This is a genomic window from Paenarthrobacter aurescens, from assembly GCF_041549525.1.
Lineage (GTDB): Bacteria > Actinomycetota > Actinomycetes > Actinomycetales > Micrococcaceae > Arthrobacter > Arthrobacter aurescens.
In genome coordinates, this window is the sequence record NZ_CP157456.1 from 223,406 (window position 1) to 247,841 (window position 24,436).

The 24,436-nt window shown below is 61.5% G+C and carries 27 protein-coding genes and 2 pseudogenes; 21 read left to right on the forward strand and 8 right to left on the reverse strand.

Annotated elements, in window-relative coordinates:
* Positions 1-14: 14 nt before the first annotated feature.
* A complete protein-coding gene (locus ABI796_RS01100) occupies positions 15-716 on the reverse strand; it encodes a GAF and ANTAR domain-containing protein (RefSeq protein ID WP_246095765.1) in 702 nt (233 codons plus the stop codon).
* Between the two features lie 226 nt (positions 717-942).
* Here ABI796_RS01100 and ABI796_RS01105 point away from each other — a divergent pair.
* The 4 genes and pseudogenes from ABI796_RS01105 to ABI796_RS01120 form a co-directional block, all read left to right on the forward strand.
* Positions 943-1,077: pseudogene (locus ABI796_RS01105) on the forward strand (RidA family protein); the annotation flags it as partial.
* A 61-nt stretch (positions 1,078-1,138) separates the two neighbouring features.
* Positions 1,139-2,143, forward strand: coding sequence for a LacI family DNA-binding transcriptional regulator (locus ABI796_RS01110; RefSeq protein ID WP_141283372.1), 1,005 nt, complete (start codon positions 1,139-1,141; stop codon positions 2,141-2,143).
* Between the two features lie 47 nt (positions 2,144-2,190).
* Positions 2,191-3,291, forward strand: a complete 1,101-nt coding sequence (locus ABI796_RS01115) for a D-TA family PLP-dependent enzyme (protein WP_141283373.1) — start codon at positions 2,191-2,193, stop codon at positions 3,289-3,291.
* Between the two features lie 75 nt (positions 3,292-3,366).
* Entirely contained in the window at positions 3,367-3,489 is a 123-nt protein-coding gene (locus tag ABI796_RS01120; protein WP_281283979.1) for a hypothetical protein, read from the forward strand.
* Between the two features lie 42 nt (positions 3,490-3,531).
* Here the strand turns inward: ABI796_RS01120 and ABI796_RS01125 are convergent.
* A pseudogene (locus tag ABI796_RS01125) lies at positions 3,532-3,576 on the reverse strand (hypothetical protein); the annotation flags it as partial.
* A 135-nt stretch (positions 3,577-3,711) separates the two neighbouring features.
* On the opposite strand from ABI796_RS01125, the gene ABI796_RS01130 reads away from it, so the two are divergent.
* The 3 genes from ABI796_RS01130 to ABI796_RS01140 all read left to right on the forward strand — a co-directional run bounded on the left by ABI796_RS01130 (position 3,712) and on the right by ABI796_RS01140 (position 5,186).
* Entirely contained in the window at positions 3,712-3,978 is a 267-nt protein-coding gene (locus ABI796_RS01130; RefSeq protein WP_246095766.1) for a hypothetical protein, read from the forward strand.
* Between the two features lie 129 nt (positions 3,979-4,107).
* Positions 4,108-4,359 carry an SOS response-associated peptidase family protein gene (locus ABI796_RS01135; RefSeq protein ID WP_246095767.1) on the forward strand — a complete coding sequence of 84 codons (252 nt, stop codon included), beginning with the start codon at positions 4,108-4,110 and terminating at the stop codon, positions 4,357-4,359.
* Positions 4,360-4,814: 455 nt separating this feature from the next.
* The gene (locus ABI796_RS01140; protein WP_170224909.1) at positions 4,815-5,186 is read left to right on the forward strand and encodes a beta/gamma crystallin domain-containing protein; all 372 of its coding nucleotides are present in this window, start codon (positions 4,815-4,817) and stop codon (positions 5,184-5,186) included.
* 181 nt (positions 5,187-5,367) lie between these two features.
* Here the strand turns inward: ABI796_RS01140 and ABI796_RS01145 are convergent, their stop codons facing one another.
* The 3 genes from ABI796_RS01145 to ABI796_RS01155 all read right to left on the reverse strand — a co-directional run bounded on the left by ABI796_RS01145 (position 5,368) and on the right by ABI796_RS01155 (position 7,059).
* Positions 5,368-6,036, reverse strand: a complete 669-nt coding sequence (locus ABI796_RS01145; RefSeq protein WP_141283375.1) for a hypothetical protein — start codon at positions 6,034-6,036, stop codon at positions 5,368-5,370.
* The gene (locus tag ABI796_RS01150) at positions 6,033-6,365 is read right to left on the reverse strand and encodes a PadR family transcriptional regulator (protein WP_141283376.1); all 333 of its coding nucleotides are present in this window, start codon (positions 6,363-6,365) and stop codon (positions 6,033-6,035) included. The genes ABI796_RS01145 and ABI796_RS01150 overlap by 4 nt, the downstream gene beginning before the upstream one ends.
* Before the next feature lie 172 nt (positions 6,366-6,537).
* Positions 6,538-7,059, reverse strand: coding sequence for a flavin reductase family protein (locus ABI796_RS01155; RefSeq protein WP_141283377.1), 522 nt, complete (start codon positions 7,057-7,059; stop codon positions 6,538-6,540).
* 198 nt (positions 7,060-7,257) lie between these two features.
* On the opposite strand from ABI796_RS01155, the gene ABI796_RS01160 reads away from it, so the two are divergent.
* The 8 genes from ABI796_RS01160 to ABI796_RS01195 all read left to right on the forward strand — a co-directional run bounded on the left by ABI796_RS01160 (position 7,258) and on the right by ABI796_RS01195 (position 13,654).
* Positions 7,258-7,560, forward strand: coding sequence for an urease subunit gamma (locus ABI796_RS01160; RefSeq protein WP_141283378.1), 303 nt, complete (start codon positions 7,258-7,260; stop codon positions 7,558-7,560).
* An 8-nt stretch (positions 7,561-7,568) separates the two neighbouring features.
* Positions 7,569-7,922, forward strand: a complete 354-nt coding sequence (locus tag ABI796_RS01165; RefSeq protein ID WP_141283379.1) for an urease subunit beta — start codon at positions 7,569-7,571, stop codon at positions 7,920-7,922.
* The gene (gene ureC / locus ABI796_RS01170) at positions 7,919-9,649 is read left to right on the forward strand and encodes an urease subunit alpha (RefSeq protein ID WP_141283380.1); all 1,731 of its coding nucleotides are present in this window, start codon (positions 7,919-7,921) and stop codon (positions 9,647-9,649) included. The genes ABI796_RS01165 and ureC overlap by 4 nt, the downstream gene beginning before the upstream one ends.
* Positions 9,650-9,657: 8 nt before the next feature.
* Positions 9,658-10,131, forward strand: a complete 474-nt coding sequence (ureE, locus tag ABI796_RS01175; protein ID WP_141283381.1) for an urease accessory protein UreE — start codon at positions 9,658-9,660, stop codon at positions 10,129-10,131.
* A gap of 138 nt (positions 10,132-10,269) precedes the next feature.
* Entirely contained in the window at positions 10,270-10,941 is a 672-nt protein-coding gene (locus tag ABI796_RS01180) for an urease accessory protein UreF (protein ID WP_141283382.1), read from the forward strand.
* An 18-nt stretch (positions 10,942-10,959) separates the two neighbouring features.
* Positions 10,960-11,577 carry an urease accessory protein UreG gene (ureG, locus tag ABI796_RS01185; RefSeq protein ID WP_141283383.1) on the forward strand — a complete coding sequence of 206 codons (618 nt, stop codon included), beginning with the start codon at positions 10,960-10,962 and terminating at the stop codon, positions 11,575-11,577.
* 188 nt (positions 11,578-11,765) lie between these two features.
* Complete coding sequence (locus ABI796_RS01190) at positions 11,766-12,611, forward strand: urease accessory protein UreD (protein ID WP_373092908.1); 846 nt, start codon at positions 11,766-11,768, stop codon at positions 12,609-12,611.
* Positions 12,611-13,654, forward strand: a complete 1,044-nt coding sequence (locus ABI796_RS01195) for a HoxN/HupN/NixA family nickel/cobalt transporter (protein ID WP_141283384.1) — start codon at positions 12,611-12,613, stop codon at positions 13,652-13,654. Before ABI796_RS01190 ends, ABI796_RS01195 begins: the two co-directional genes overlap by 1 nt.
* A gap of 13 nt (positions 13,655-13,667) precedes the next feature.
* Here the strand turns inward: ABI796_RS01195 and ABI796_RS01200 are convergent, their stop codons facing one another.
* The gene (locus ABI796_RS01200) at positions 13,668-14,645 is read right to left on the reverse strand and encodes a serine hydrolase (RefSeq protein ID WP_141283385.1); all 978 of its coding nucleotides are present in this window, start codon (positions 14,643-14,645) and stop codon (positions 13,668-13,670) included.
* 260 nt (positions 14,646-14,905) lie between these two features.
* On the opposite strand from ABI796_RS01200, the gene ABI796_RS01205 reads away from it, so the two are divergent.
* The 4 genes from ABI796_RS01205 to ABI796_RS01220 all read left to right on the forward strand — a co-directional run bounded on the left by ABI796_RS01205 (position 14,906) and on the right by ABI796_RS01220 (position 19,698).
* Positions 14,906-15,529, forward strand: a complete 624-nt coding sequence (locus tag ABI796_RS01205) for a hypothetical protein (protein ID WP_141283386.1) — start codon at positions 14,906-14,908, stop codon at positions 15,527-15,529.
* A 24-nt stretch (positions 15,530-15,553) separates the two neighbouring features.
* Entirely contained in the window at positions 15,554-18,028 is a 2,475-nt protein-coding gene (locus tag ABI796_RS01210) for an Ig-like domain-containing protein (protein WP_141283387.1), read from the forward strand.
* A 108-nt stretch (positions 18,029-18,136) separates the two neighbouring features.
* The gene (locus ABI796_RS01215) at positions 18,137-18,646 is read left to right on the forward strand and encodes an RNA polymerase sigma factor (protein ID WP_141283388.1); all 510 of its coding nucleotides are present in this window, start codon (positions 18,137-18,139) and stop codon (positions 18,644-18,646) included.
* Positions 18,647-18,651: 5 nt separating this feature from the next.
* Entirely contained in the window at positions 18,652-19,698 is a 1,047-nt protein-coding gene (locus ABI796_RS01220) for a hypothetical protein (protein ID WP_141283389.1), read from the forward strand.
* 84 nt (positions 19,699-19,782) lie between these two features.
* Here the strand turns inward: ABI796_RS01220 and ABI796_RS01225 are convergent, their stop codons facing one another.
* A complete protein-coding gene (locus ABI796_RS01225) occupies positions 19,783-22,566 on the reverse strand; it encodes an alpha-amylase family glycosyl hydrolase (protein WP_141283390.1) in 2,784 nt (927 codons plus the stop codon).
* Between the two features lie 328 nt (positions 22,567-22,894).
* Here ABI796_RS01225 and ABI796_RS01230 point away from each other — a divergent pair, with 328 nt between their 5' ends.
* Positions 22,895-23,092 (forward strand): hypothetical protein, encoded by a 198-nt coding sequence (locus tag ABI796_RS01230; RefSeq protein WP_141283391.1) that lies wholly within the window; start codon positions 22,895-22,897, stop codon positions 23,090-23,092.
* Positions 23,089-23,319, forward strand: a complete 231-nt coding sequence (locus tag ABI796_RS01235) for a hypothetical protein (protein WP_141283392.1) — start codon at positions 23,089-23,091, stop codon at positions 23,317-23,319. The genes ABI796_RS01230 and ABI796_RS01235 overlap by 4 nt, the downstream gene beginning before the upstream one ends.
* Before the next feature lie 72 nt (positions 23,320-23,391).
* Here ABI796_RS01235 and ABI796_RS01240 read toward each other — a convergent pair whose 3' ends face one another.
* Positions 23,392-24,435, reverse strand: a complete 1,044-nt coding sequence (locus tag ABI796_RS01240) for a beta-propeller fold lactonase family protein (protein ID WP_174754524.1) — start codon at positions 24,433-24,435, stop codon at positions 23,392-23,394.
* Between the last annotated feature and the right edge of the window lies 1 nt (position 24,436).

Below are 24,436 nucleotides of genomic sequence, written 5' to 3' on the forward strand. Positions count from 1 at the left end.
CCGCGCCATCGACGCTACCGTCCTTCCTGGTGGCCGGTCCCGGCTCTGTCCAGAATGTCACTGGCAATCTCATGAAGCCGTTTATTGCTGTCCCGCGAAGCCAACTGAATGAGGCGCAGCGCGGCGTCACGGCTGCAGCGGTTCTGGACCATGACCAGGGCAATTGCAGCATCAGTGATGGCCCGCGATCTGAGTGCGGACCGCAAATGTTCAGGATACGGATCCTCGGCATGCAGACGCAGGGCCAGCCTCAGAATCCTTGATAAGGACCCGGCATGGGCTTCAACCCGGGCGACCGTGGCGGGGTCGAAAGTCCCCAACTCGGTGGAGTAGCAGTTCAGGGCAGCTTTTGCCCCATCTTCAGTGTGAATGGGCGCAGCCATGATTGTCCGGATGCCCTCACTGGAAATGGCCTGCGCATAATGCCGCCACTGTTCGTCCGAGGGAAGATCCGGGATCAACACCGTGCGCTGTTCGCGCAGCGCAGTGAGGCACGGGCCGTCGTCGAATTCGTATTGCTTTTCATCCAGCCGCCGGGCAGCCTCTGTGCTGCTGGCAACTGTGGTGGGGCCGCCATTACGCTCCACCGTTATGGCGCACAGCATGGGCGAGTCACCCCCAAGCAAGGACGCTGAGATGGTTGCAAGTCCAAGAAGGAACTCAGTGAACCCGGGGCTTTCCAAGAGCAGATCCTGCAACTGTTCAGCTGAAGGCACTGCGTCACTCTGGGCCATGCGGCCTCAATTCCAGCAGCGCCGGAGTCCACGTGTCTCCGGCTGGGCGGCAGTGCGCTCGTGTTCGCGCAAAGCCCGGACATTCAACTCCGGACCATATGCCACACCCGAAATCTCCTACTTTTGACACTACGCCCATGCCATGGAACAAGACAGGGCAAACGACCAGCCGTGATGGAATGTGGAAATCATCGTCCCGTTCCAAGGAGCAGCGTGGGACGTAGTTCGCGCGGCCTTTGGCGACCACGATGTTCCCAGTACCCTCATGGGCGTCACGGTGCTGGGTTACGACCATCAGCTGGTGGAAATTGAGGCGGTTGCTGCCGTGATGAATCCCGCATAGCTCACACATCTGCAACGATGTACTCCGAGCCGAGAGTAAACCGCAGAGAAGGAGCCCCTGCATGGCCGTGACCATGAACGATGTTGCACGTGCGGCCGGAGTGTCCTTAAAAACGGTCTCCAACGTGATCAACAATTACGAGTTCATCCGGCCCGCCACCAAACAGCGAGTCCTTGATGCGATTGAACAGCTCGGCTACGAAGCGAATCTGACGGCACGAAGCCTCCGGTCAGGGAAGACCAGCATGCTCGGCCTGGTTCTTGCCGATCTCTCCATTCCGTACTACGCCGAGTTGGCATCGGACATCATGAAGGCGGCGTGGTCCCGCGGCTACCGGGTGCTGGTGGAGCAGTCAGGTAACGAGGCAGAGCATGAGAAAGCGGCACTCCAGGGCCAGTTCCGCAGCCTCACGGACGGCCTCCTTTTTATCCCCTTGGCACTGGATGCAGATCAGATCATCGCCTCGTCCGGTAAGAAACCGTTGGTCCTCCTGGGCGAATACGTGCAGGATCCGCGCCTGGACATGGTCCTCATCCAAAATCAGGAGGCTGCCGCGGCCGTCACCTCACATCTGCTGGCGGGAGGCCGCCGTCGTATAGCGGTCCTGGGCGCTCGCGACGGCGACGAAACCGGCAGTAACGGCCTCCGCCTCCGCGGATACCGGGCTGCGCTCGCTGCCGCCGGTGTGGAGCATGACCCGGCTTTGGTGGTTCCTTGCGATTGGAGGCGCGACGGCGGTGCTGACGCCACCGCGAGGTTGCTGGACAGCGGCGTGGAGTTCGACGCTGTTTTTGGACTGAACGATGCTGTGGCGTTGGGGGCTTTGCACGAACTTTTGCTCCGGGGCCGGAAAGTCCCTGAGGAGATCGCCGTGGCCGGGTTTGATGACATTGACGAGTCGCGTTTCGCATCGCCGTCGTTGACTACCGTGGCGCCGGGGCGGGCGGAAATTGCGGAGCGCGCCGTTGAACTCCTCATCCAGCGGATCGAAAGCAAAGACGCTTTGGCTCAGGTGCAGCAGCCGCACGCAGCGTTTGAGCTCCGGGTCAGGCAGTCGGCTCCGTAAGGGCCCGCCTTTCCGGCCCGTGCGGCCCGGCCGTTAGGGTTTGAGGAATGAACGTGATTCCTGCTGCCGTTACCACCCCCGCCGTCCTGATCGACGTCGATGTCCTTGACCGGAACATTGAACGGATGACTTCCAGCATGCGTGGGCGCGGGCTGGGGCTCCGTCCGCATGTGAAGACGCACAAGACGTTGGAGATCGCGCGCAAGCAGCTCGCGGCTGGAGCCGTGGGCATCACTGTGGCAACCATTGGCGAAGCAGAGGTGTTCGCTGCGGACGGCGTGAAGGACATCTTCATCGCGTACCCCCTCTGGGTTGAAGCACCGCACGCGGAACGGCTCCGGGCCCTGGCTGCTGCCAGCCGCGTGGCTGTAGGCGTGGACTCAGCGGAAAGCGCGACGGCGATGGGCGGCCAACTCGGTGCAGAGGCCGGGAAGATTGAGGTGCTGATCGAAGTGGACAGCGGGCATCACCGGAGCGGCGTCCTGCCCGATGATGTGGTGGAGGTTGCCCGAGCCGCCGCCTCCGCCGGATTAAAGGTGTCGGGGGTCTTTACGTTCCCGGGACACAGCTACAGGCCCGGCATGCCCACTGGCGCGGCGGGCAACGAGAACGAGTCGTTGGGACTTGCCGCAGCGGCGCTGACTTCGGCTGGTTTCAGTGTGAAGACCATCAGTGGTGGATCCACCCCCACCGCGCTCATTTCCGGTGACTCGGCAGCAACTGAGTTGCGTCCCGGAGTGTATGTGTTCGGTGACGCCCAGCAACTGGAACTGGAACGCTGCGGCTGGGAGGACATCGCACTGACCGTTGCCGCCACAGTTGTCAGCAGGCACGAAGCCCGTGGCGGTAACGTGCGCAGGGTTGTGCTGGACGCCGGCAGCAAGATCCTGGGCAGTGACCGCCCGGACTGGGCTACCGGATACGGGCGACTTCCCGAATACCCTGAAGCCAGGGTGACAGCACTGTCCGAGCACCACGCCACGGTTGTGTGGCCGGATTCTTCAGAGCTTCCGCCCCTGGGCACGCGGTTACGGGTGATTCCCAACCATGTGTGCCTGACAATGAACCTGGTGGATGAGGTTGTTGTGGTGCGTGACGGGGCTGTGGTGGAGCAGTGGACTGTCGCGGCGCGGGGGCGGAACAACTGACGGCTGCGGGTTCCTGCGGAGGGTGCGCTAACGGCCGCCGGGACCTTTGGGCCCCTCTGACTAGCGGGGAACCATGTGCTGGGATATCAGGCCGGAAGCATCCCGCAGGTCGATGGTGCCCGCGGCGACATCAACAACGAGTTCGAAGCCCTGATCCGTGGTGAAGTCATGTCGATGTCCATGCACCCAAAGCAGTAGCACCATGAGAGTCCACGCGGTTCGCTTATTGCCGTCCAGAAGTGGGCAAAGCCGGGCGACGGACTCGAGCAGCGCGGCCGCCTCCACAGCGAGATCTGGATAAGTTTTCTGCGCCCCTCACGGTGGTGGCCGGTCCGGCGAGGGCCGAGGCTAACAAGCCAACATCCCGGATATGGAAGCCGAGCCGGTCAACAACCTGGAGTGCGTCCTCAATGTCCAAATATGCGCTCACGCGTCCTCAAGACGCGTCAGCAGTACAGCATCATGGCCCAGGACAAAATCAAGGCCTTGACTGATTTCGCGTCGGCGCGCGTGCCGTTGCAGAACCAACTCGGCGCCTTCCCACTGGCTCAATGGCGATGGATCACAAGAACAGCCCGCACCACGGACACCTACCCCAACGCAGGAGCGCGAGACAATCCTCGAAAAGCCTCTTTTCGTTCAGCCGCAGTCAAGCGCAGGGCAATCGTTCCCGCCGAGGCTAAATGAATGGCAGAAGACCGTAGACGGCAAGAAGAGCCCGAACTATTTGTATTCCGGAAAAGAGCCGCTGGTGAGGTTCGCGGGCTTGTATGAGTTCTGGCCGGATCCGGAACTGTCCGAGGATGACCCGGCACGATGGCTGCTCACTGTACAGTGCCCATCACAACGACGCAGGACGCGCTGGGCCACGTCCACGATGGCTCTCCGGTCATCATCCCGGAGGACCATTTCGCCGAGTGGCTGAACCCGGATCTCACAGATAAGGCTGATGTTCAGCACCTGATCAAATCGCTGCCAAAGCCAATGCTGACACCGAGGATTGTGAGTTCGCGGGTGTTCAGTGTGCGGAACAACGGACCTGAGTTGATTGAATCTGAAAAAATATGATCGAAGGGAAGAGGGGAATTCGCTGTCGCGAGTTCCGGCACCTTTCTTTTCCGCCAAGCCAGAAGGTAGTCCCAGTTGCTTGCGACGCCTTTGGACGCCGAACGGACGGAAAAATTAGTGATTTGAATTTTGTGATTAGCGTCACGTTCCGCTGTGTGCACGCACTTAGGAGGTGTAAGAGCAAGACTAATCCATCTCATTGGGGGATAAAATGCGATTCGTTCGCAAATCCGCAATAATTTCGACAGTTGTTTTGACAGCCATGATGGGCATGGGGGCGGGTGCCGCTAGTGCCGTTGACGGCGAGAGTAGCTCATCAGGCAGCATTGTCTACGTGGGAGAAGGTACCGCAGGGCCAACGGTTGATTCCGGCGAAGTCATTACGCTTGAAAACAGCCGTAAACTAAGTGATGGCGAAGTCCGGAGCTTGTACAGCGTCAAGGACATGGTCGAGCATGGGAAGAACCTGGGAGAAATCAAGAAATACTACCCCGCGACCACGGGGGGCAGATCTCAAAGTCATCAAGCGAGATTTCACGACAACTCCAGAGTTGCTAATCACCAACCCGATTTGCAACAATGTGGATTTCTTCAGCATCGTTCGTGATTTTGATGAAAAGGAATACTGCTTTGCCAACTCTGGGAGCATGTCCTTCTACATGCCGAATATTTATAAGATTTGCCCAGGGAATAATCAGGGGTACGTCAGCTACACTCCAGCCAGTGGCGGGTACTACACCAGCTCTGTGGTGGGTCCTGTAATCCCGGGGACCACCTGCTTCTTCTTCGGCATGAACGTCACAGTGACGGGCGTAACGATTTACTAGTGATCTCATAACCTGCAACGGAAAGAAACGCGGCACCTGGATGTTGATATTCAAGGTGCCGCGTTTATCTGTGAAGTCGCTGATTTGGTGGCGAAGTATCCAATAGTAGTTGGCACTCAGCTGGCCAATTTCGCGTGTCCTAAGGTGCTCTTTGGGGCAATTGGAGACTCCCAGCTAAGGTTTAGCCAGCGAACTTAGTGCCATCTTCGAGGGTGTAGATGACGCGACCCTTTTCATCGACCGGGAAGCTGTCAATGACTTTGTCGGTTGCTGTGTCGATAATGACGACAGAGCTGGCAGGCCAGGTCGGGTCCGGTGCAACTTGATATGTGGAATCTGAAGCTAATGTCTGTTGGCCGGCGTCAGCCTTCGCCCGGTTGAAGTAGTCCACGATCGTTCCGGTGTTGGTATTCACGGCCACCACATCCGGGGGACCAAGGGGGCTTCCATCGAGCGGAGTTGAGTTCCACCAACCCATATACCCGCCGATGTGGGCTTCTGCCATCGAGGCCCTCAATTGAGACCCGGGATCCTGCGGCGTCGTGGCGTTGGCTTGGACGCTTACTGCGACGGCACCAGCAAGCACTACCGCCGTGCCGAGTGTTCCTAGGACGAGTTTCATGTTTTTCTCCTTGGTAATCTGCGACAGGAGGTTCCCACCGCGATGTGTGAGGTCGTAAAACCTCGATGCCGCGGATGAACATGCAGCGCCAAACAGCAAGGAGGCGGTTGATATCCCGACGCTTGGACCATCCAGGAGGTCAGCTCTCCACTGTTCTTCCCGAAGTGGCCGAATCCTTGCGGGCGTCAAAGCAAGGCACGCCGCAATTACTGCCTCCGTGTACTTCATACAGCGCTCCATCCGCCTTCATTGAAAGCAGGTGTTGGTCGTACAGCAGATGACGCCTTTGATCTTTGCGCTCTCACAAAGTCCCGCGCCAAAGGGCGCGCGTCGGCAAGGAGGCGGTAGTAGCGCCGTCGGGGTCCTTTGCGTTCCTCCGATGTTTCCCATTCCCCTTGGACCCAGCCGGCGGCTTCGAGACGCTCCAGGATGGGGTATACCGTGCCTGGCTTTTTGCCGGTATCCTTGACGATCTGCAGCCCCCACACGCTGTCCGCTGACAAGAGCGATTCGAGGACAAGCGCAGTAGCGGGCGTGACCCGTCCCAAGTTCTTCATGAGATTAATCTAACTATATAGATTTAGAAGTCAAGTCGGCGTTCGTTACTCCAAACCTGTGAGTCCGATCATCGCGGGACAAAGGACGATTACTATCTCACTCCAAGAAGCTCTCGCGGCGCCACAGCCTGAGGAGCGCAGTGAGCCTCGAACCCGGGCGTAAATCGCACACCTAACCCAACGCCGGAATCCCCTCCAGCAGGGTGTGGAACTCCCGGTTGTGGTAAATCAGCGGAGCTGAACCTGACGGGGTAGCCCGAATCTCCAGGACCCTGGCTGCCAGCAGCACGGAACCGCCCAGCGGCGCCCGGTGGATGATTTCGCACCGCAGCGCCCAAGCGGCTTCCGTGAGGAGGGGCTCGCCTGTGGGGAGCAGCTCCCACTCCATCCCATCAGTGAATCGTGGCGCGCCGGGGTCCGCGAAAGTCCGGGCGAGATCCAGGTGGTCTGCGCCGATGAGGTGGACCACGATCGTTTGCGCGGCTGCGATGTGCGAGGCCGAGCGGCCGCCGGTGACAGAGAACGCGAGCGTGGGTGGATCCACGGCCACCGATGCCACCGAGGAGGCCGTCAACCCCACTGCTCCCTCCGGGCCCATTGCGGTGACAATGGAGACCCCTGCCGGATGAGCGCGAAACGCGGCCTTGAAGAGTTCGCCGACTGGTTCGGATGGCAGGGACTTGGGGTGGGTCATCAATGCACTTTCATGGGACTGGCGAGGGACGGCGGCCTTGGCAGGGGCACACCTCATTGATGCTAGAACCTCAACATTGGTTGAGGTCAATTCCTCGGAAACTGACCCCTCGTTGAGACGATTTGGAAACGTAGCCGAAACTTCCGCTCCCTACGCTGAACTCAATCTGTCCAAGCGCCCGGCGTCCAAGGAGTAACCATGCATCTTTTGCCCCGTGAGCAGGAGAAACTCATGATCGTGGTGGCCGCCGATCTCGCCAGGCGCCGGCAAGGACGGGGCCTCAAGCTGAACTATCCCGAAGCCGTGGCAGTCATCAGCTACGAGCTGATTGAAGGTGCCCGCGATGGCAGGACGGTTGCGGAACTCATGAGCTACGGAACCACCCTGCTCAGCCGCGACGACGTGATGGAAGGCGTTCCGGAGATGATCCACGACGTCCAAATCGAGGCCACGTTTCCGGATGGCACCAAACTCGTCACCGTCCACAACCCCATCCGATAGGAGCCCCCATGATCCCCGGCGAATACAGGCTCCAGCCCGGATCCATCGCATGCAACAGCGGCCGTGAGGCAACCGCCGTCGAGGTGGTGAACCGTGGCGACCGTCCCGTCCAGGTGGGCTCGCACTATCACTTCGCCGAGGCCAATGCCGCTTTGGAATTCGATCGCGAGGCCGCGTTCGGCCGCCGCCTTGATATCCCCGCGGGCACGGCCGCGCGTTTCGAGCCCGGCGACAGGAAAACAGTCTGGCTGATTGAGCTCGCGGGCACGCGCGAGGTTTTCGGGCTCAGTAACGCAGTGAACGGAAAGCTCGACGGCGGAAGTCGCCCCGGCGCTTCTGCTTCAGAAGGAGATGGCCAGTGAGCTTCGAAATTCCCCGCAAACAGTATGCCGAGCTGTACGGTCCAACCACCGGCGACGCCATCCGTCTGGCCGATACCGAACTGTTCCTCGAAATCGAGAAGGACTGCACGGTGTACGGCGAAGAAGTGGTGTTCGGCGGTGGGAAAGTGATCCGGGACGGCATGGGTCAGAACGGCCAACTAACCCGCTCGGAAGACATCCCGGACACCGTGATCACCAACGTGATTGTGCTCGACTACAGCGGCATCTACAAGGCTGACGTTGCTTTGAAAGATGGCCACATCTTCAGAATTGGCAAGGCCGGCAACCCTCAGATCACCAGCGGCGTGGACATTGTGATCGGGTCCAGCACGGAAATCATTGCCGGTGAACGCAAAATCCTGACAGCCGGCGGCATCGATACTCATATCCACTTCATCTCGCCGGAACAGGTCCCAGCCGCCCTGTGCAATGGCATCACCACGATGGTGGGCGGGGGCACCGGCCCAGCCGAAGGAACCAAAGCCACCACCGTAACCCCCGGCGCCTGGCACATCTCCCGGATGCTGCAGGCCGCCGAAGGGCTACCGGTCAACATCGGCCTGTTCGGCAAGGGCCACGCGTCCGCCGTCGAGCCCCTCGCCGAGCAGATCCGTGCCGGTGCCGTCGGTCTCAAAGTTCATGAAGACTGGGGCTCAACCACATCGTCCATAGACATGTCCCTCCGTGTGGCCGACGAATACGACGTCCAAGTGGCCATCCACACGGACACGCTCAACGAGTGCGGCTTCGTGGAAGACACCATCCGGGCGATCAACGGGCGCGTCATCCACACCTTCCACACCGAAGGCGCAGGCGGTGGACACGCCCCGGACATCATCAAAATCGCGGGCCTGCCCAACGTGCTCCCCGCCTCCACGAACCCCACCCTTCCGTACACTAAAAACACCATTGAAGAGCACCTGGACATGCTCATGGTCTGCCACCACCTCAACCCGGACATCCCCGAAGACGTGGCCTTCGCAGACTCCCGTATCCGTGCCGAAACCATCGCTGCCGAAGACGTCCTGCACGATCTCGGCATCTTCGCCATCACCTCCTCCGACTCCCAGGCCATGGGCCGCGTAGGCGAAGTAGTGACCCGCACCTGGCAGGTAGCCGACGCCATGAAACGCCAACGCGGCATCCTGAAAGACCCCTCCGGAGCCACCCACGGGTCCGCCGAATCGGACAACTTCCGCCTCAAACGCTACGTGGCCAAATACACCATCAACGCCGCCATCGCCCAAGGCATGGCCGACGTGATCGGCTCCGTGGAAGAAGGAAAATTCGCTGACCTCGTCCTCTGGGACCCCGCCTTCTTCGGCGTGAAACCCGAGCTCGTCATCAAAGGCGGGCAGATCGCCTACGCGCTCATGGGAGACTCCAACGCCTCCATCCCCACACCGCAACCGCGCACCATGCGGCCCATGTTCGCCACGTACGGGAAGGCCCTCCAACAGACGTCCATCACATTCCTGTCCAAAGCTGCCATCGACGCCGGAGTGCCCGCCGAACTCGGCCTCGAACGCATCATCAAACCCGTCAGCGGCATCCGCAACCTCAGCAAAGCGGACCTCAAATACAACGGCGAAACCCCGGACATCGCCGTCGACCCCGAAACCTACAAAGTGACTGTCGACGGCGTCGAAGTCACCTCCCAGCCCTCCGACGTACTGCCCATGGCCCAGCGCTACTTCCTCTTCTAGGACCCACCATGATCATCGAAAAAATCCTGGGCAACCTCCACGAGGAACCCAACAACTACGCAGGCCGCCACAAAGAAAAAGTAATCCTGCCCAGCTCATTGCTGGTCAAACGCATCCAACGCGTCACCACCGACCACGGCAAAGAACTCGGCATCCGCCTCCCCGCAGGAAACGGTGACCTCCGCGACGGCGACATCCTCGCCCTGGACGACCACAACGTCATCATCATCTCCGTGCTGCCCACTGACGTCCTGGTCATAGCGCCGCGGAGCATCCACCAAATGGGCGTCGTGGCACACTCACTCGGCAACCGGCACCTGCAAGCCCAATTCTTCGACGCGGCCTCCGAGTACGGCGCTGAAGTCATGGTTTGTCAGTATGACCACACTGTTGAGGACTATCTGAAAAGCGTCGGCGTCCCCTACGACAGGCAAGAGCGGGTCATGCCGGTGCCCTTCCGCCATGCTGAGCATTCGCACTAGGGGAATGCCGGTGCTGGCTTTCGGGGGTGGCAAGCCTCCGGCGGGTGATAGGGGCCGTGCCCGCTCCGCGATGCCCTCCACACCGCGGCCCCTATCACCCGCCTCCGCTTGTTGGCCCAAGTTCCAGCGCGGTGCGCTTTGAGTGCGACATATCAGCTGGCTCTTCAACAGTTGACCGACTCCGCGTTGCCTACGGGGGCGTTTGCTCATTCTCTTGGGTTTGAGAGCTACATCGAGCGTGGGCTTGTGGGGGATGAGGGGTCTTTTGGGGAGTGGTTGCGGGCTTTTGTGGGGCAGCAGTTGGTTTATTCCGATGGGTTGGCCCTGCGGTTCTTGTATGAAGGGGTGGATGTGGGGGTGTTGGACTCCTTTCTTTCTGCGCAGTTGTTGGCTCGGGAAGTGCGGGAGGCTTCGCTCAAAATGGGTGGGCGGCTGTTGGAGATTGGCGGGGAAGTGTTCCCGTCGGGGGAGTTGGAGGAGTATCGGGATCTCGTGAGGGCGGGGTTGGCCTCTGGGCATCAGCCTTTGGCTTTTGGGGTTATTGCGCGGTCGCTAGGGGTTCCTGGTGAGATGGCACTTTCCGCCTATTTGTTTGCCACGGTGACTTCGCTGACGCAGAACGCCGTGCGGGCCATTCCATTGGGGCAGAACGCCGGGCAGCGGGTACTTCGGCAGGCGCACGACGTCGTTGCTGCCGCCGTCAAGGATGTAGCACAGCTGTGCTGGGACGACTTTGGGGCCGTCAGCCCGGGCCTCGAAATTTCACAAATGCGGCACGAACGGCAACGCGCCCGCATGTTCATGAGCTAAATCAGGAGGACGGGACACATGTCAGAACCCATCAAAATCGGCGTCGGCGGACCAGTCGGAGCAGGCAAAACCCAGCTCGTGGAACGCATCACCCGGCACATGAGTGGCGGGATTTCCATGGCCGCCATCACCAACGACATCTACACCATCGAAGACGCAAAAATCCTCGCCGCCAACGGCATCCTCCCCGAGGACCGGATCATCGGCGTCGAAACCGGCGGCTGCCCCCACACCGCCATCCGCGAAGACACCTCCATGAACACCGCAGCCATCGAGGAACTCAAGGTCAGGCACCCCGACCTCCAAGTCATCTTCGTCGAATCCGGCGGTGACAACCTCTCCGCCACCTTCAGCCCCGAACTCGTGGACTTCTCCATCTACATCATCGACGTAGCCCAAGGCGAAAAAATCCCGCGCAAAGCGGGCCAAGGCATGATCAAATCCGATCTCTTCATCATCAACAAAACCGACCTCGCACCCCACGTCGGAGCGGACCTATCAGTCATGGAACGGGACTCCAAGGAATTCCGCGGAAACAAGCCGTTCTGCTTTACGAACCTCAAAACGGACGAAGGCCTGGACGAGGTCCTCAACTGGATCCGCCGCGACGTCCTGATGCTCGACTTGGCGTCGTGATCGGCGGGGCCGCGGCGGCTACGCCGGATTTTGGGCCGTGCCCGCTTCGCGATGCCCGCCACGCCGCGGCCCAAAAATCCGGCTCCGCCGCCGCAGCGGTCGGCTCGCGTCGCGGCAGCGAGCAGCGGACGTTGCGGGCCGCACCGAGCCCTTTGGGAAAGCTGGGGCCGCACGCTGGGTTGGCTTCTTTGGAGGGGCCGGTTCGGGGGCGGTTGGAGCTTGGGGTTAGTGTGCGGGGTGGGCGGTCCGTTGCTTCTCGGCAGTTCCATGAGGGTGCGCTGCGGGTGCTCAGGCCTCATTACCTGGATGAGAGCGGGCAGGTTTGTTATGTCATGGTCAATCCGGGCGGGGCGTATTTGGGGGCGGACCTGTTCTTGATTGACGTGGAGGTTGAAGCGGGGGCGGATCTGTTGCTGACTACGCAGTCCGCTACCAAGGTGTACCGGACCCCGGGCTCGTTTGCTGAGCAGCGGATGCGCGTCCGGCTGGGGGAGGGCTCGCGGTTGGAACTGATGCCGGACCAGTTGATCGCGTACCGGGAGGCGAGCTACCGGCAGAATTCGCGCATCAGCCTCCACCCGACGTCGAGCCTTGTCATGGCGGAGGTCATCACGCCAGGGTGGTCGCCGGACGGGGCAACCTTCAAGTATGAGGAGGTCCGGCTGCGCAATGAGATCTGGATCGAGGACGCACACGATGCGAAGTTGTTGGCGCTGGACAATCTCCTGATCCGGCCACCTCTCAACGACGTCACCGGCATGGGCTTCATGGAGGGCTTCAGCCATTTGGGTTCGTTGGTGGTGGTGGACCCGAGAGTGGATCAAGGGCTTGCTGACGAACTGGACCAGATCGCCGGGAACTTTGATGCCTATACCGGGGTGTCCTTGACGGCGGCTATTGCCGGGAGCACCGGGCTTGTGCTGCGATCGTTGTCGAACAGCACTGAGGAACTCAACACATTACTGGGTGTCTGCGCCGGTGTTCTGAGGGAACGCTGGTACGGGCAGGCGCCTTTGAACCTGAGGAAGTATTGATGACTGCCATGACCGAGTTCGCCACCATGTACCGGGAGCGGGAGCAGTTGTCCCTGCGGACCCGGCTGCTGTTCACCTTTGGTGCGGTGGCCGCTTTGCACCTTGCCGCCGTGGTGCTTTTGCTGGTGGGAACAAGCGGTGGCGCGCAGCCACTGGCACTGGGGCTGGTGATCACCGCCTATGTGGCGGGCATCAAGCACAGCTACGACTGGGACCACATCGCGGCGATCGATAACTCCACCCGCAAGTTCGTGGCGCAGCATAAAGATCCTGTGAGTGTGGGCTTTGCCTTCAGCCTGGGCCACAGTTCCGTGGTGGTCCTGGCCGGGCTGCTGGTGGTTGCCGGGGCCACGCTGATTGGGCAGTTCATGGAGGACGGCACCACGGGCAACAAGGTGCTGGGCCTGATCGGCAGCGGAGTGTCCGGGCTGTTCCTGCTGGCCATGGGTTTGTTCAACGGCTCGGCGTTCGTCCGCGCAAGCCAGGCGTACAAGAACGTGCAGGCAGGCGGTGAAGTCCGTCCGGAAGACCTTGAAGCCAAGGGCTTTGTTGCCCGGTTGCTCGCCAAACCGCTCAGCAGGGTGGAGCGGCCGCGGAACATCTACGTGATCGGTTTCCTGTTCGGGCTGGGGTTCGATACCGCCACTACCATCGGGCTGCTGGTCATCACCACGACGGCGTCACTCGCCGGTGTTTCCCCTCTCGCCTTGTTGGCGCTGCCGCTCGCGTTCACCGCCGCCATGACCCTGTGCGACTCCATCAACGGCGTGGCCATGATGAAGATGTACACCTCCGCCATTCACAACCCGAAGCGGAAGCTCGGCTTCAACGCTGTGATCACCGGCATCTCGGCAGTCTCGGCATTGTTCATCGCCGTCATCACGCTGGGAGGGTTCGTGAACTCCGCGTTCGAACTCCAGGACCCCATCACCACCTGGCTGGGCGAGATAGACCTCGGCGACGCCGGCCTGATCCTGGTGGGACTGTTCGTGATGGTGTGGGCCGTATCCGCAGTGCGCGGGAGGGCAGCCAGAAGCAGCTAGCAGCCAGAAGCAGCTAGGACGCCGCCACTGCGTTGAACAGCTCGTTCGTGTCCACGCCATATTCCGGGGCGTCCAGCACGTTGGTCAGGAACACCACGCAGCGGTCCTGCTCCGGGAACATCCACCACTCCGTTCCGGACCAGCCCGGGTGCCCGTAGATTCCCTGAGCGAAAAGCTCGGACTGGTTGGCCGGCATCTGGAATCCGAGCCCTGTGTGACTGAGGGGCTTAGGGCGGGTGGTGATGTGCGAAACCTCGGTGGTCCGGGGGCGGCGCATGGCGGCAAGCGTCGCTGGACGGACGGCGTTACCGGAATCCCGCAGAAGCTCGGACCCCAGATTGAGCAGATCTGCGGCAGTGCCGAAGAGGCCCGCGCCGGGATGCCTGTTCTTATACATGGCTTGGACGTCGAGGCCCGCAGCATCGGTGCCGTGGACGGTGTGCGGGTTGGACTCCGTGTTGAAGGTGAGGCCGTGGGCTCCGGTGTCCGCTGCCAAGGCCAGGAGCTGTTCTTCGAAAGGGCGTCCGGCGGCCCGCTCGGCCAAGGCTGCGGCCCCTTCAAAGGCGATGTTGCAGTACTGCACCAGGGAACCGGCGTAGAAGGCCTGGCCTGCGGAGGTGAGCGCTTCGCGGAGGGGAATGCCGTCGTCGAGCGCTGGATCAGCAATCCCCGAGCGGTGGCTGAGCAACTGCTCCAAAGTGACCGTGTCTGTGCGTCCGGCGCCGAAGCCCGGGAGGGAATCAGCGAGCGGGGCCGCCAACGACAACCGCCCCAGCTCAACCTGACGCATCACCGTGAGGGCAGTAATCGGTTTGGTGACCGAGAACAACGCAAAGTGGTCATCCGTTGCGGCGTGCCTGCCGGCGTCGGACCCGAACGCCACGATGTCCTCAACGCCCCGGCTTGAAGCGATTCCCAGCACCGCCACGGGCACGCGCCCGAGCTCTACCTGCTTGCGGGCCCAATCCACGGCCGGTCCTGTAGTCATCATGGTTTTTCACGCCTTCACTCGGGGCTTTTTCTAAATCTATCGCGGGCTCTGGGAAGAAGCGTCAAAACTGCAGCGGTCATAGAGACCCTCCGCATATATGACAAGTCAATGACAAGCTCGTTAATTACATGACTAACTTGTAGATAGAAACCCATAATTCCCGTAGCCTGTAGTCGTCGTAACGCAGTGAATGGGGTGCCTGGTTTCGATTGCTTTCCTGCGTGCGGCCCCGGACCGGTCTCAAGCAAAGGATTCGCACCATGAAAACCCCTTCTTCACGAACACGGGCCATCGCGGCCTTCACGGCTGGGCCCATCGCCATACTTATTGCCGGAGCAATGGTCTGGCAGGGTTCACAAGCCGCATTTACGGCAACCACCCGTAACTCCGGCAGCGCCTGGAGCACCGGCAGTGTCACCTTGACCGATGATGACCTCGGTGCCGCGGCATTCACCGTGGAGAACATTGTTCCGGGCCAAACAGGCCAGAAATGCATTGTGGTGACATCCAATTCAAACGTTGCCGGTGAAGTTCGCGCCTACACACAGAACCTGATTGCGGACCGCGGCCTGGAAGACCGCATCTTCTTTGACCTGGAACAAGGCACGGGCGGCTCGTTCAATGACTGCACTGGCTTCACTCCCATAGCCAACACGGTTCCCGAGCTGCCTATCTCCACGCTGGCAACCCAGAACCGCGACTTCGCCACGGGCGGCTCCTCCTGGGATACAACCGGCACACCCGGAGAGACCCAGAGCTACCGCGGAACATGGCGGTTCGACACCACCGGAATGACGCAGGAGCAGATCAACGGCCTGCAGGGCGCCCGCGTGGGAATCGACCTCGTATGGGAACTGCAGTCGGACACCGCGCCTACTCCGTAGGCTGATTGGACTCATTGCTGCCTCGTGAGCTTGGACACCAGGAACAGCGCCGGAACGGCCCTGTTCTCCGCTGATGGATGGGTTCCATTCGTCGTGGGCATCATCGCCAGGGTATATCTGGGTGTTTCCCTGAGCCTGGCGCTGATCGCTCTCTTTCCGGCCCTCTTTGGCTGGAGCGGGAGCGTAGTGCAAAGCGGTTCCATGGAACCGCACATCAGCCCCGGCGACGTGGTTCTCACCTCCAAGCTTTCCGACGCCGAGCCGGTTCCCATGGGCGGTGTGGTGGCCTACCTCAGCCCTGGAGAGGCCGAGCCCGACGGAACAGAAAAGACACGGCTCCACCGCATAGTGGGTGCCAACAACGACGGCAGCTACATCACAGCCGGCGACGCCAACATGGACGTGGACAGCACGCCCATGCAACGCGGGCAAATCAGCGGCAGGGCCCGCATTTTGGTGCCCATGATCGGCTTGCCGGGGCTCTGGATAACGCACGGAACGTTCCCGCAGATCGCCATCTGGTCTGCGGGAACGCTCCTGGCCGTGGTCTGTGCCATCTACCTGGGCGGCTCCACCGGCGAAACGCCAGCACCCCGTCCCCGGCGGGACACCCCCAAAACCCGACGACGGTCAGCGGGCCAGGTAACCGCCGGCACACTCACCGCCCTGCCGGCCTTCTGGGCCAACCCACGCATCAAGGGCATTGCGGCGTTCCTCCTCGCCGCGGTCATTGCCGTCCTGGTCATCCTCGGCGCCACGGCCGGAACATCCGCAGCGGCCTTCACCTCAGTCACGTCCACCCCCGCGAACACTTGGGCGGCTTCCCCTGATTGGAATCCGCCTACAGTCGCGCTCGCTGACCCGGGCTCCTCGGTCAAGGACACCGTTGCCATCCCGGCCACAGCGCAGGATGCTGAGTCCGGTATCCGAAGCATCGACGTCGAATATCTGCGGGACGGCACCACCACGTGGACCACCATCTGCTCTGCAGCTACGGCAGCTGTAACGTGCCAATGGAATACAAAAGCAGTGCCCGACGGCGGCTACAGCCTCCGCGCGCGGGCTACGGACAACGCCGGGTTCGCCGCTGTTTCCGCCCTCCGGACCACCACTGTGGCCAACAACCTTTTGGTGGTCCTCGCCAGCCCGGCCGAAGCAGTCCGCGGCAGTATTCCCCTGTCCACCAGCTTGCTGGGCGCGGGCAACACGCTCTACAGCGTGCGGGTTGAGTACTCGTTGGCCGGGGCGAACAAGTGGAGCACCCTGTGCCTTTACGTCGCAGCTCCCTATAACTGCACGTGGAACACGGCGCTCACCGCCAATGAAACCTACGATCTCCGTGCTGTTGCCGTAGCTGGTCTGACCACCACATATTCGGCGGTGGTCACGGACATCACCGTGGACAACCTTGCTCCAACAGTGGCCATGACGGACCCCGGGACACCCCTGAGCGGCGTACGCACGTTGGCCGCAACATCCACGGATGCCCACTCCGGGGTGGCTCAGGTCAGCATCCAGTACGCCCGCACAGGGACAAGTACTTGGACCACCGTGTGCACAGTGACCGAGAGTCCCTACTCTTGCCGCTTTGACACCACCACCGTGGCCGATGCCGGCTACTCCTTCAGGGCTGTCAGTGTGGATGCCGCGGGCAACAGCGCTACGTCCGCCACCCTCAGCAGAACCGTGGACAACACCGTGGCATCAGTTTCCGTGAACGATCCCGGCGCCTATGTCACCGGCACCGTGCCGCTGACGGCCGCGGCGAACTCCACTGCCGGGGTGGCTTCCGTACGAATACAGGTGGCACCCGCCGGGACCACAACGTGGAGCACGCTCTGCACCCTTGCCACGGCACCCTACAGCTGCAGCTGGAACACCACCGCTTACACGGACGGAACGTACGATCTCCGGGCGATACTCACGGACCGGAACGGCAAGGAAACCATCTCCGCAACAGTGGCTGCCAGAAGGGTGGATAACAGCCCCCTCCGCGCCGCGGACATCCGAACCACCAATGGCGGGGCCATCCAAGGAAGACTCGAAACGGGGGATTCCATGAGTTTTGTCTACAGCCAGCAGGTCAACCCGGCCACCGTGACGCCGGGCTGGGCCGGGGCGGCACTCCCGGTGACCGTGCGTTTGCGTGACGGCAACCTGCTGGGCTTGGGCAACGGCCAGGACGTCCTGGATGTGCAGCGGACCGGAAGCAGCGTCAACCTCGGCTCCGTAAACCTGAAACAGAATTACGCCAAGAACCGCAAGACTGTGGTGTTCAACGCCACCATGACCGCCACCACCGAAACCGTGGGCGGAGTTCCCCGCACGGTGGTGACCGTGGTGTTGGGTAGCGCGGCCAGCGGAGGCGCCGGAGTGCGGACGGCAGGTGCGGCAGCCACCATGGTGTGGACACCGACGTCGGCGGTTATTTCCACCGCCGGAGTCGCCTGCTCCCTGGCACCCCTCAGTGAACCAGGGACGCTGGATCGCGACTTCTAGCGGGGGCGGTTCCGGAAAACTTTCCTGTGGCCTGTAACCTTGACCGCCCGGCCGGAAACTATACAAGTATCCTGCAGTTCAGAGCTCTATCCATCAGGGGGAACAATCGTGCTTTCAGAGCGCGAATTGGCGTTTATCGCCATTCACAAAGACAGCTACCCATCCGTTTTCAAGTTCGTCTGCCGGCGTGTTGAATCTGTGGATGTAGCTGAGGAGATCGCGGCCGACGTCTACCGGATCGTCTGGCAAAAATGGGCCGACGATTCCCGCCCTGACCTTCCGTACCTCCTGACGGTTGCAAGGAACCTCGTGGGAAATGCGTACCGGAGCCGTGACAGGCGCCTGGCGCTGCAGGAAAAGCTGCGTACGACGGCGGTACAGCGCTTTGGTGGCGACTCCGAAAACGTCGCGGTTCAGGACGCGATGGAACGCCTGCGGGAGAAGGACCGGGACATTTTGCAGATGGCGTACTGGGACGAATTGGGCACCGCCGATATTGCCAAAGTGCTGCAATGCAGCGAAGCGGCGGCCAAAGTCCGCCTTCACCGGGCCCGCACGGCATTCCGGAAACATCTGCCTGCCGGGGCCAACTCGACTACACAGAAGATGGGGGTCTGAAGACAATGGATCCGATCAAGAACCAGATATCAGCGATTGACCCGCTCACTATCGAACCAGTGGCGGAACCCAACGGCGAAGAAGCGCTCCATAAGATTCTTTCGGGCACCACGGTGTTCAGCGATAACCGCCCCCTCGCCGCAGTGACGTCCTTGGAACAACGCAGGCGCCGCAAAGCTCAAATTGCCGGGGGACTGTTGCTCGGCGCAGCGGCTGTCACGGCAGGCGTCCTCGTTGCCTCGAGCTTCGAGACGGTCAGCTCCAATCCAATGCCCGCTGTGACACTCCCAACCTCAACGCCCACGCCCAGCGTTTCGGTCACTCCAACGCCCACTCCGACGCCGTCGGTCACCCCGTCGGCAACGCCCACAGCGGCCGCACCGCTTACCACCCCGCCCGTGGTTCCTACAGTGCCGGCAGTGGCGCCAACACTTGCTCCAACGCAGCCGCCGGTTCCGGTGGCGACGTCGCAGACGTTCACCTTCCCGGACGGGCATCTCTCCTTCACCTATCCGGTGGGCTGGAGCGTGAAGACGGAGCAGGGGGCATATTCCACCGAGGCGGACAAAGCTGCGTCCACCCTCGCCAGGATCCTGGACAACGCAGGCGCTGAAGTTGCCATAATATTCAACGGCAACTATGGCGACGGTACGGCAGGTACGGTGGACCGAACCATCCTCGACAGGGCTGTGGTTCCCGGGGTTCGGGATAATTCGGGTGAGCTGGTGGAGTTCGGGTTCTCCTCGAATCAGGCGCAGTACATTCCCTACGACGGACCCCCCTACGAGGGAATGCCCTCACCGCGAACGGGACCTGTCGAAGGTCCTCCGACCTACATCATGGATGTACGAAAGTCCTCGGAACTCCAGGCGGGAGTCAGCTCCTCCGGGACCAACCAGGTCCGCGTTCCCAACGGAATCATGAGTGCCTACGTGATGTTTGACATCAACAAGCAGCCAGCTTTCGCCACCCCGGAAGCAGCCAAGGCCTGGATGGGCACCACGCAGTACGCCCAGCTGAAGTCGATGCTCCTGAGCCTGAGCTACAAATAGCCCCATCTGGGTAACAGCGAACGTCGCTCTGACAATTCAGAGCGACGTTCGCCGTTTACCTGCCTGCGTTGGCGGCCACTTCGTTTAACGGACGGTAACCAGGTGGCTGGCGGGGTCGTACAGGAAGGTGACAGGGCCGCCGTCGTGCTTGAACGTGATGTTGCTGCCGTTCGGGGCTCCGGCCAGGCCATAGTTCTCGGCCCAGGATCCGTTGATGGCTGCTTTGAACTCGTAACTTCCGGCTGCGAGGTTGGCCACGGAGAGCTTCCAGAGCCCATCAGCGGCATCCAGGGACAACTGGGCCTGGGCGCAGTCGGGCATCCAATCACCGGCACAACCGAGCTCGGAGTTGAGGCTGCCCGGCACGGACACGGCGGCTGGTTGCTGGCCCGGAACAGCGGCGCTGATCACGTTGGTGGCGTGGTCGTACAGGAACGTGACCGCACCACCGGTGTGTGTAAACACCACGTTGGGGCCATCCAGCTCGCCGCCAGCACCATAGTTTTCGTCCCAGCTGCCGTTGAGCGCGGCCTTGAACTCATAGCTTCCGGCCGGCAGGTTGGGGACGCTCAGCTGCCATAAGCGGTGTGTCGGCTCGTAGCTCATGAGCGCCTGCTCACAGCCCGGTTGCCAATCCTCTGTGCAGCCCAGTTCGGTGTTGAGGCTGCCGGCCACGGTGACGGTTTCGGGCTGTGTGGCCTCACCCACCACTCCGCTCTTCGGCTCGCTCGCCGCGGTATGCCCACGGTTGTCCAGCACTACCGCGCGGTACTCCACTGCGGAGCCGGTTTCCAGGGACGAGACGTCGTGGAACACCTGGTACGGGGCGTTGTCGTCAGTGCCGATCGGCGTCCATTCGCCGCCCGCTGGCCGCGCCTGGAAGGTGACCTCATAGAACGAGTTACCGTCGACGTCGGCCGTCACCTTGAGGCGGGAAGCATCGCCGGCCGCCGTGACCGGCTTTTCAAGCACGACGCCGGGCGCCGCCTTGGATTTGGCCAGTTGCCCGGTGGCTTCATAGACCACGGCCGAAAGCGGCGGAACGGTGACGGCGAGGTTCGCCTGGGAATCGGTCTTGGCGTTCTTTGGAGCGTCACCGTAGACCAGCTTGAACGGCTGCTTGGCTTCATAGGTGGGGATGGCCGCGGTTTGGGCGGTTTCGCTGTTGTTCACGGCCACGATGTATTCGCGCTGATCCTTGGCGTCAATGCGGGAGAAGGCGTAGATTCCGGCGCCGTCCGCGGCGTAGCGGTTCTGCTGGGCGCCGCTGCGCAGTGCTGGGTGCTCAGCCGTGAGGGCCGCGAGTTCGCTGATCTTTTTGTACAGCGGGTGCTCAGTGTTGAAGTTGTCTGCGGCGTGGGTGGCGCTGGTGCCCAGGAGGTCGTCATCCAGGTATTCCTGGACTTTACTGGCGAACATGGTCTGCCGTGAATCCTGGTCGCCACCGGCACCGGTGAATCCCTGCTCGTCTCCGTAGTAGATCACGGGGTTACCGCGCGAGAAGTACATCAGTTCATGGGCCAGCTCGTCGCGCTCCACCAGTTCGGCGTCGGAGGCTCCCGCGTTGTCCTGGGCGATGAAGGTGCCGATGCGGCCCATGTCATGGTTGCCCAGGAAGGTGGGCAGTTGGTAGACGTTGGAGTCGGCGTCCGTGTACCAGTCATCTCCGTTGAAGAAGTCCGCCAGGCCGGTGGCCTTGCTGCTTTGGGATGCGAAGCTGCGGGCCGCGCCCTGGAAGCCGAAGTCCAGCACGGCCTGCATCCGGTTCTTGGTGGTGAACTTGGACGTGATGCTCTTGGAGGTATCGAACACTTCACCGAACATGAAGAACTCGTCCTTGCCCTGTTCTTTGGCGTAGCTGAGAACCTGGGGCCCGAACTGCTGCCAGAACTCGTCATTGACGTGCTTCATGGTGTCGATGCGGAAGCCGTCAATCCCGAAGTCGCGGATCCACGTTTTGTAGACGTCCATCATTCCGTTCACCACTGTGGGGTTCTCGGTGAACAAGTCATCCAGCCCGAAGAAGTCGCCGTAGAGGGAGTCTTCGCCGGCAAAGTTGGTGTTGCCGCGGTTGTGATAGAGCGTGGGGTCGTTCAACCAGGAGGGAACCTTGACGTCCTTCTCGGCCGCGGGGACCAGGGGTGTGTAAGGGAAGGACGTCGCGGCGTCCAGCGCAGGAAATTCCTGCTTACCGGCATAATCGCGGTCATCGAAGACCTCTCCCGTGGCGGTCCTGTAGGGCTCGCTTTCCTTGGAAATGTAGGGCGCGGAGCTTGTCTCCTGGTATTGGATCACGTCCGCGGTGTGGTTGGTGATGATGTCGAAGTACACCTTCATGCCACGGGCGTGTGCGGCGTCAATGAGGGTTTTCAACTCGGCGTTTGTGCCCAAATGGGGGTCGATCTGCGTGAAGTCCGTTACCCAGTACCCGTGGTAACCGGCTGAACTGTTCGCCAGGGTGCCGTCACCCTGAACCGCCTTGTTCTTGAAGCTCGGGGTTAACCAGAGGGAGTTGGTGCCCAGCCCCTGGATGTAGTCCAACTGATCCTGGAGTCCCTTCAAGTCTCCGCCGTTGAAGAACCCTTTGCGGGTGGGGTCGAAGCCGGAGACCATTGGATCGGAACCCAGCCCGCCGTCGTCGTTTGTTGTGGTGCCGTTGTTGAAGCGGTCCGCCATGACGAAGTAGAAGTTTTGATCGCTCAGGCCGCCCCGGATGGAGTGTTGGGCTGCGGGATCAGCTGTGTTGGCGGGTGCAGCCCCCGCGGGCAGGATGGCTGTGGCGGTAAGGGCAGCCGTGGCCAGGACGACGGCGGCGATCCGGTTAAGTGGGCGTTGGGGGCAGTGATGAGGCCTATTGCGAGATAACAAGTGATGAAACCTTCCGCTGAGCGACGGTGCTGTGAGGTGGAAGCTGTTGTACAAGTCACAAATGTAAGCGCTTCCGCCAAGTTAATCCACAACTATCCGGCACTGGCGTAGGTGAATAAGCGCATAAAGCAGCATGGGTTGGAAGCGCTTGCACCACGCTTGGCCAAAAAATCGCACAATCGTCACTGTGCTGATGCATCACTCAATTCAAGAACGCTATGCATCTGTCCATAACCAAGCCGCTGTGACTTACATAGGGTTGAAGAGATCTGCTTCACAAAACACCCCGATCTACCGCCCCCGAACTATCCAAGGATGAGTTTCAACGATGAAGAGCATCGCCCTCCTGCGCGAACGAGCCACCCGCGTCATGCCTACCGGTTCCCACTGCCCGGCATCGGGCTTGTGGAGCCCGGATTCCGAGCCTGAGGCCGTCCAGGTTTTCGCCGAAGGTCATGTCCTGCCGGCCCACCAGGGCGTACCCACCGTTTGGCGGCGCCGCACTGCCGCAGAAGTCTCGGCATGACCAGCACCATCCTGAACAGGCCCGCCGACTACCGTCACGTTCCGGCCGCAGAGTGGACCGGGCTCAACCCCGGTGATCCCGTATGGATCTACGATGTCGCCTGGGGTGCCGGCACCGGACGCGTGGACGATGTTTCCAAGCACCAGGAGCTGCTGTGGGTGGTCCTGGAACCCACAGGCCGCAGGCTCATCTGCGGAACAGACGACGTGGAAGTCTGGACCGCCTGAAAACCCGCCGGGACGGCAGTCGGCACCAATGTTCGAGCGGAGCATGGGTGCGAACTGCCGTCCCGGTGTCATTTAAGAGGCTGGAAGCAGCATGCTTGGTGAGCCCATTTCCACGCGACTCACCGGGCCATCCGGAAGGCCTGTTGCCGGGTCCAGAGTGAAACTTACGACGTCGTCAGAGCCTTCGTTGGCCACGTAAAGCCAGCCCTCGCGGACCAGATGATGGCGCGGCCACTCGCCGCCGCACGGCACCTCTGCCACGGGCTCCAGCTCAGTCCCGCCGTTGGACACTTTCAATACGCAGATGCGGTTGGAACCCCGCACGCCCACGTATGCGAAACGACCATCCGGGGACAACGCAATCTCCGCGCCGGCGTCGCCGTCCTTGGCGCCTGTGGCACTGGCCGGAACCATGGTTGCCAGCTCATACGTGCCGTCCGGTTCCATCCGAAGCACGGCAACTTCCACCGAGTATTCGGTGTCCACCAGCACAGTTCCGCTGTGATGCCGGGCCATGTGGCGCGGACCGGAACCCTTGGGCAGGATCACCTGGTGATCCAGCTGCAGGCCTTCACCCGGGACAACACGCCACACCCGCACGAGGTCATGCCCCAGGTCAGTGGTCATCACGCGGCCGTCCGGCAGCATCAGGCTTGAATGCGCACGGCTGGGCCGCTGCTCCTGGAGAGACGTTGCAGTGTGGGGGTCCACGGCGGCTGCCGCGCTGGTGCGCGAGGTGATGGCGCCGTCGTGGTCCAGTTCGTACAGGATGACCTGGCCGTCGCCCCAACAGGTGGCCACGATAAAACGCCCGTGCGGATCAGTGGCTACGTGGCAGGTAGCCTCACCGGCAGGCCAAGGTTCGCCAAGGGGCTCCAGTCCAGCATCGCCGGTCCGCCGATACGCCCGTACTGTCTGTGCTTCCTCGGCTATGGCATAAAGCACCGGAAGTGTGGGGTGCGAGGCCAAAAATGACGGCGAATCAGCAGCCACAGCCAAGCCGAGGGACGTCAGCCGGCCGTGGTCATCGGCCGAAAGCGCGGCAATACCCTCACCTTTGGCATTCCTGTCCGCCGTGTAGGAACCAACCCAGATCAGTGTCTGTCCGTTATCCATG

What these genes read in the sequence shown, in the direction of transcription:
- ABI796_RS01160 (WP_141283378.1), top strand. Translation starts at nt 7,258, where the DNA reads ATGCATCTTTTGCCCCGTGAGCAGGAGAAACTCATGATCGTGGTGGCC.
- ABI796_RS01220 (WP_141283389.1), top strand. Translation starts at nt 18,652, where the DNA reads ATGGATCCGATCAAGAACCAGATATCAGCGATTGACCCGCTCACTATC.
- ABI796_RS01135 (WP_246095767.1), top strand. Translation starts at nt 4,108, where the DNA reads ATGGCTGCTCACTGTACAGTGCCCATCACAACGACGCAGGACGCGCTG.
- ABI796_RS01240 (WP_174754524.1), bottom strand. Translation starts at nt 24,435, where the DNA reads ATGGATAACGGACAGACACTGATCTGGGTTGGTTCCTACACGGCGGAC.
- ABI796_RS01200 (WP_141283385.1), bottom strand. Translation starts at nt 14,645, where the DNA reads ATGATGACTACAGGACCGGCCGTGGATTGGGCCCGCAAGCAGGTAGAG.
- ABI796_RS01165 (WP_141283379.1), top strand. Translation starts at nt 7,569, where the DNA reads ATGATCCCCGGCGAATACAGGCTCCAGCCCGGATCCATCGCATGCAAC.
- ABI796_RS01230 (WP_141283391.1), top strand. Translation starts at nt 22,895, where the DNA reads ATGAAGAGCATCGCCCTCCTGCGCGAACGAGCCACCCGCGTCATGCCT.
- ureE (WP_141283381.1), top strand. Translation starts at nt 9,658, where the DNA reads ATGATCATCGAAAAAATCCTGGGCAACCTCCACGAGGAACCCAACAAC.
- ABI796_RS01155 (WP_141283377.1), bottom strand. Translation starts at nt 7,059, where the DNA reads ATGACCCACCCCAAGTCCCTGCCATCCGAACCAGTCGGCGAACTCTTC.
- ABI796_RS01110 (WP_141283372.1), top strand. Translation starts at nt 1,139, where the DNA reads ATGGCCGTGACCATGAACGATGTTGCACGTGCGGCCGGAGTGTCCTTA.
- ABI796_RS01205 (WP_141283386.1), top strand. Translation starts at nt 14,906, where the DNA reads ATGAAAACCCCTTCTTCACGAACACGGGCCATCGCGGCCTTCACGGCT.
- ABI796_RS01140 (WP_170224909.1), top strand. Translation starts at nt 4,815, where the DNA reads ATGGGAAGAACCTGGGAGAAATCAAGAAATACTACCCCGCGACCACGG.
- ABI796_RS01130 (WP_246095766.1), top strand. Translation starts at nt 3,712, where the DNA reads ATGCGCTCACGCGTCCTCAAGACGCGTCAGCAGTACAGCATCATGGCC.
- ureG (WP_141283383.1), top strand. Translation starts at nt 10,960, where the DNA reads ATGTCAGAACCCATCAAAATCGGCGTCGGCGGACCAGTCGGAGCAGGC.
- ABI796_RS01150 (WP_141283376.1), bottom strand. Translation starts at nt 6,365, where the DNA reads ATGAAGAACTTGGGACGGGTCACGCCCGCTACTGCGCTTGTCCTCGAA.
- ABI796_RS01235 (WP_141283392.1), top strand. Translation starts at nt 23,089, where the DNA reads ATGACCAGCACCATCCTGAACAGGCCCGCCGACTACCGTCACGTTCCG.
- ABI796_RS01115 (WP_141283373.1), top strand. Translation starts at nt 2,191, where the DNA reads ATGAACGTGATTCCTGCTGCCGTTACCACCCCCGCCGTCCTGATCGAC.
- ABI796_RS01145 (WP_141283375.1), bottom strand. Translation starts at nt 6,036, where the DNA reads ATGAAGTACACGGAGGCAGTAATTGCGGCGTGCCTTGCTTTGACGCCC.
- ABI796_RS01195 (WP_141283384.1), top strand. Translation starts at nt 12,611, where the DNA reads ATGACTGCCATGACCGAGTTCGCCACCATGTACCGGGAGCGGGAGCAG.